Annotated in this window: 3 protein-coding genes and 1 pseudogene; 1 reads left to right on the top strand and 3 read right to left on the bottom strand. The window is 70.1% G+C overall.

What is annotated here, in order from left to right; all coding sequences use genetic code 11:
• Positions 1–251: 251 nt before the first annotated feature.
• The 3 genes from DMC18_RS17055 to DMC18_RS17045 form a co-directional block, all read right to left on the bottom strand.
• A complete protein-coding gene (locus DMC18_RS17055) occupies positions 252–1,133 on the bottom strand; it encodes a 4-(cytidine 5'-diphospho)-2-C-methyl-D-erythritol kinase (protein ID WP_110133133.1) in 882 nt (293 codons plus the stop codon).
• A gap of 36 nt (positions 1,134–1,169) precedes the next feature.
• Positions 1,170–2,909 (bottom strand): lipopolysaccharide assembly protein LapB, encoded by a 1,740-nt coding sequence (locus DMC18_RS17050; protein ID WP_110133132.1) that lies wholly within the window; start codon positions 2,907–2,909, stop codon positions 1,170–1,172.
• Positions 2,910–3,091: 182 nt separating this feature from the next.
• Entirely contained in the window at positions 3,092–4,765 is a 1,674-nt protein-coding gene (locus DMC18_RS17045; RefSeq protein ID WP_110133131.1) for an electron transfer flavoprotein-ubiquinone oxidoreductase, read from the bottom strand.
• Between the two features lie 168 nt (positions 4,766–4,933).
• On the opposite strand from DMC18_RS17045, the pseudogene DMC18_RS17040 reads away from it, so the two are divergent.
• Positions 4,934–5,120: pseudogene (locus DMC18_RS17040) on the top strand (uracil-DNA glycosylase); the annotation flags it as partial.

The following is a 5,120-nucleotide window of genomic DNA, read 5'->3' as shown; positions in this document are numbered from 1 at the left end:
GAGGCGGAGCGGCCGGCTGGGCCGCGGGCGCGGCTTCCTGGGCACGCGCCGAAGAGGCGGCGGCGGCCGCTGCGGCGGCGAGGAACAGGCGGCGGTCCATGCGGGGCTCCCTAAACACAAAGGCCAGGGACACTAGGCGGAACGGCGCCCTCCCCGCCAGCGCGAGGATTGCGGCAAACACCTTCAGTACAAAAACATCGTCATCCCGGCCGAAGCGCAGCGTACAGCCGGGATGACGACCCAAAGAGAACCTAGAACGGCCCGCCCAGGCGGCACCGCTTCACCCACCACTCCGGCCGCATCGCCTCGATGCGCTCGGCCAGGCCCTCGGCCTCGATGTCGCTTGCGCACAGAGCAAAGCAGGTCGCGCCCGAGCCCGACATCCGCGCCAGCAGCGCCTCGGGCTCGCCGGCCAGCAGCTCCAGCACCTCGCCGATATGCGGCTCCAGGGCCACGGCCGGGGCTTGCAGGTCGTTGCGGGTCAGGGCCGCGAGCCAGGCGCAGACCTCCTCGGCGCTCTCGAAGGCGTCGGGCGTCGGCGGCGGAGCCTCGCCGCGCGGATCCACGGCCGCGTCATAGGCGCGATAGACCGCGCCGGTCGGCGACGGGACCAGCGGGTTGACCAGCACCGCGTGCAGTTCGGGCAGCCCAGGGGCCGGCGAGAGCCGCTCCCCCCTGCCCTGCGCCATCACCGGCGCGCCCCACAGACACGGCACGCCGTCGGCGCCCAGCGAGCCGGCCAAGGCCTCGAGTTCGGCGTCCGACAGCGACAGCCCCAGGGCCTCGCGCAGCAGCCGCAGAGCCGCCCCGGCGTCGCTGGAGCCGCCACCCAGGCCGGCGGCGATCGGCAGGGCCTTGTCGAGGATCAGCCGCACCGGCGGCGCCGGCCCGCCGACCGCCTCGTGCAAAGCCCGCGCGGCGCGGACCACCAGGTTGCCGCCATCGACCGGGATCTCGCCGCCGAACCGGCCGGTCGCCTCGAAGCTGGGCGCATCGGCCGGTTGGATCGACACCGTGTCGCCGACGTCGGCGAACACCATCAGGCTCGACAGCGGGTGATAGTTCTCCGCGTCGGGCCCGCCGACGTGCAGGAACAGGTTGACCTTGGCCGGGGCGAAGGCGGAACGGCGCATCGAACTATCCGAGAACTGGGCTTGTGGCCCGTGGACCTAAAGCGTGTCGGCGCCGTTGGCCACGGCCGGGGCCTTGGCCGGACCCTTGGATCCCAGGCCGTCCTTCAGCTTGGCCTCGGCGGCCGCCTTCTGCTCGGGCGTCGGCTCCAGGCTCAGCACGCGCCGCCACTGGAACTGGGCCTCGGTCTTGCGGCCCAGGCGCCAGTAGACATCGCCCAGGTGGTCGTTGATGTCCGGATCGCCGGGCTCGAACTCGATGGCCTGCTCCAGCATCTCGACGGCGGCCTTGTCGTCGCCCAGGCGGTGATAGGCCCAGCCCAGGGAGTCGAGCATGGCGCCCGACTGCGGGTTGGCCTTCACGGCCCTCTGGACCATCGACAGGGCTTCGGCCAGGTGCTCGTTGCGGTCGATCCACGAGTAGCCGAGGTAATTCAGCAGTTCGGGCTCGTCGGGATTGAGGCTGAGGGCCTGCTGCAGGTCGCGCTCGGCGTCGGGCCAGCGGCCGGCCCGCTCCAGCGACACGCCGCGCATGTAGAGCAGGCGCCAGTCGGGCTTGTCCTTCTCGGCGACCACCAGCGGGTCGATCACCGCCACGGCGTCGGCCCAGCGGTCGTTGGCCCGCAGCAGGTCGGCATAGACCAACTGGGCGCTGCGGCCGGCGTTAGGCGACTTGGCGGCGGCCTCGGCGATGGTCAGGGCCTTGGCCTTGTCGCCGGCGTTCTGCAGCGTCCAGGCGATCTTGCCCTGGGCGGCGGGATAGCGCGACGAACTGGCAGGAACGCGGGCGTAGGCGGCGCGGGCGGCCTCGGGATCGCCGCCCTGGTCGAGCAGGTCGCCGACCATCAGCAGCGCGTCCTCGCGCTTGGGATCCAGGTGCAGGGCCAGGCGCAGATAGGCCAGGGCGAACTGGCTCTGGCGCTCGTTGCTGAACACCGCCGCGCAGGCGACCAGGCTGTTGGCCGCGCCCTGGCGGACCGTGTTCAGCGGCGGAGCGGCCTTCTTGGCGGCGGCGCGGGCGCGCGCCTCCAGCAGTGCGGAGTCGGTCGGCGCGTCGGCCAGGATGGAGTCGTAGAGCGCCACGGCCTCGTCGCGGCGCTTGCGGCGCTCCAGGAACGCGCCGTAGTCGATGGCGAACATCGGCCGCACGGCCGCAACCTCCATCAGCGCCTTGTAGTCGGCTTCGGCCTCGGCGGTCTTGCCGGCCCGCTCCAGGATCTCGGCGTGACCCAGGCGGCCGAAATACTGGACCAGGCGATCGTTGCGCAGCTCGGGCAGGGTCTGGGCCTTGGCGGCGTCGCCAGCCGCGGCGGCGGCCCACGGGGTCAGCAGGGTCACGACCGGACGGTGCGGGAAGCCCAGGGTCGGATCGGCCAGCAGAGCTTGAGCATCCTTGCCCTTGCCGCGCGACAGCAGGTCGACGGCCTGGGTCAGCACGCCCAGGCGGCGCACGCCCTCGGTCCCGCCCGGCGCGACCGGCGCCAGTTCGGCGGCGCGCGACACCTCGCCGGCCAGCAGCGAGGCGGTGAAGGCCCGCTCGGCGATCAGGCCCGGGTCCTCGCCCAGGTTGCGGGCGGCCTGGAAATAGGCGGCGGCTTCCTCGCTGCGCCCATCCTCCATCGCCGCCTGGCCGGCCAGGAACTGGCCGTAGGCCGAACGCCCGTCCCACGGCGTGTTGTTCCACCCGCTCTGCTCGCCGCGCAAAGGCGGCCCCGACGTGGCGCAGGCGGCCAGCACGGCGGTGGAGGCCAGGGACAGGAGGACTCGGAGACGCATCATCCGGCCACCCTGTTCGGTTTCAGGGCGGGGGGCAAGCTCAAGATCCTCCCCCTGAAGGGGGAGGTGTCGGCGAAGCCGACGGAGGGGGATGTGGCTGCTGAAGAAGCAACCGCCCGGAAGCCGAAGGGACTTCCCCCTCCGGCCCTCCGGGCCACCTCCCCCTTCAGGGGGAGGATCGCTGCTTACATATTCGGATAGTTCGGGCCGCCGCCGCCTTCCGGGGTCGTCCAGACGATGTTCTGCGACGGATCCTTGATGTCGCAGGTTTTGCAGTGGACGCAGTTCTGGGCGTTGATCTGGAACTTCGGATTGGCGCCCTGCTCGTCGTACAGCACCTCGTAGACGCCGGCCGGGCAGTAGAGGCGCGCCGGCTCGCCGTACTTGGGCAGGTTGACGTCGATCGGGATCGACGGGTCCTTCAGCTTCAGGTGCGCCGGCTGGTCTTCCTCGTGGTTGGTGGCCGACAGGAAGACGCTCGACAGCTTGTCGAAGCTGATCACGCCGTCGGGCTTCGGATAGACGATCGGCTTGTAGTCCTTGGCCAGGCCCGTCGAGGCCGCGTCGGTCTTCTCGTGCTTCAGCGTGCCGAAGAACGAGAACCCGCCCAGCAGGTGGGTGCACCACATGTCGAACAGGCCGACGGCCCCACCCAGGGCGGTGCCCAGCTTGCCCAGCAGCGGCTTGGCGTTGCGGACGGTCTTCAGCTCCTTGGCCACCCACGAGCTCTCGAAGGCGGTCTCATACTCGACCAGGGCGTCGCCCTGGCGGCCGGCGGCGATGGCCTTGAACGCCTCCTCGGCGGCCAGCATGCCGGTCTTCATGGCGTTGTGGCTGCCCTTGATGCGCGGCACGTTGACGAAGCCCGCCGAGCAGCCGATCAGCACGCCGCCCGGGAACGACAGCTTCGGGATCGACTGGTAGCCGCCCTCGGTGATGGCCCGCGCGCCATAGGCGATGCGCTTGCCGCCTTCCAGGTAGGGGCGCACCGAGGGGTGCTGCTTGAAGCGCTGGAACTCGTCGAAGGGCGAGATCCAAGGGTTCTTGTAGTTCAGGTGCACCACGTAGCCGATGGACACGTAGTTGTCCCCGAAGTGGTACATGAAGCTGCCGCCGCCCGTCTGGTTGTCCAGCGGCCAGCCGGTGGTGTGCTGGGCCAGGCCCGGCTGGTGCTTGTCGGCGGGAATCTGCCACAGCTCCTTGATGCCGATGCCGTACTTCTGCGGCGACTTGCCGGCGTCCAGCTCGAACTTGGCGATCAGCTGCTTGGCCAGCGAGCCGCGCACGCCCTCGGCGATGAACACGTACTTGCCGTGCAGCTCCATGCCCGGCTGATAGTCCGGCTTCTCGTGGCCGTCCTTGGCGATGCCGACCACGCCCACGACCACGCCCTTCAGCGAACCGTCCTCGCGCCAGACCGTGTCGGACGCCGCGAAGCCCGGATAGATCTCGACGCCCAACTCTTCGGCCTGGGCGGCCAGCCAGCGGGTGACGTTGCCCAGCGAGGCGATGTAGCAGCCGTGGTTGTGCATGAACGGCGGCATGGCGAACATCGGCAGGCTCGCCTCGCCCTGCGGGCCGAGCAGCAGGAACTTGTCCTTGGTGACCGGGGTCTCGAGCGGCGCGCCCTTCTCCTTCCAGTCGGGGATCAGTTCGTTCAGCGCCTTGGGATCGATGACCGCGCCCGACAGAATGTGGGCGCCGACTTCGGAGCCCTTCTCCACCAGGGCCACGCTGATTTCGGTTCCGGCCTTCTCGGCCAGTTGCTTGAGACGGATGGCCGACGCCAGGCCCGCCGGTCCGCCCCCGACGATGACGACGTCGTATTCCATCGACTCGCGTTCGAGGACTTCGCTCATGGCTTCTCCCGCCCCAGGCTCTTGAGTGGAGCCTGCCTTCTTCCTGTTTGAGTCGGACTTTATCCGAACGTGACGCCACGGCGGTCAAGGAAAACTGGATAGTTTTTGTTGCACCGCAGCGCGGACATATCGGTGACGCAGCCCATTATACTCGCTAGAGAAAACGTCATGAGCCTCGCCGTCGATCCGCGCGCCGTCGAAAGCCTGCTGGCCTTCTGGGCCGATGCGGGCGTCGAGGCCTGTTACGCCGACGAGCCGATCGACCGCCTGGCCGAGGGCGCGGCCCTGCTGCGGGCCCGCAGCCAGCCGCAACCGGTGGCCGTCGCCGCGCCCCCTCCCCGTCCGGGCGCGTTCG

The sequence above is a fragment of the Caulobacter sp. D5 genome (assembly GCF_003185805.1).
Taxonomy (GTDB): domain Bacteria; phylum Pseudomonadota; class Alphaproteobacteria; order Caulobacterales; family Caulobacteraceae; genus Caulobacter.
Note: the sequence above shows the minus strand (reverse complement) of the source record. Positions and strands in the feature narration are given on the sequence as shown.

Excerpts from the sequence above, each read along its gene's own strand:
- DMC18_RS17055 (WP_110133133.1), bottom strand. The coding sequence starts at position 1,133 with ATGCGCCGTTCCGCCTTCGCCCCGGCCAAGGTCAACCTGTTCCTGCAC.
- DMC18_RS17050 (WP_110133132.1), bottom strand. The coding sequence starts at position 2,909 with ATGATGCGTCTCCGAGTCCTCCTGTCCCTGGCCTCCACCGCCGTGCTG.
- DMC18_RS17045 (WP_110133131.1), bottom strand. The coding sequence starts at position 4,765 with ATGAGCGAAGTCCTCGAACGCGAGTCGATGGAATACGACGTCGTCATC.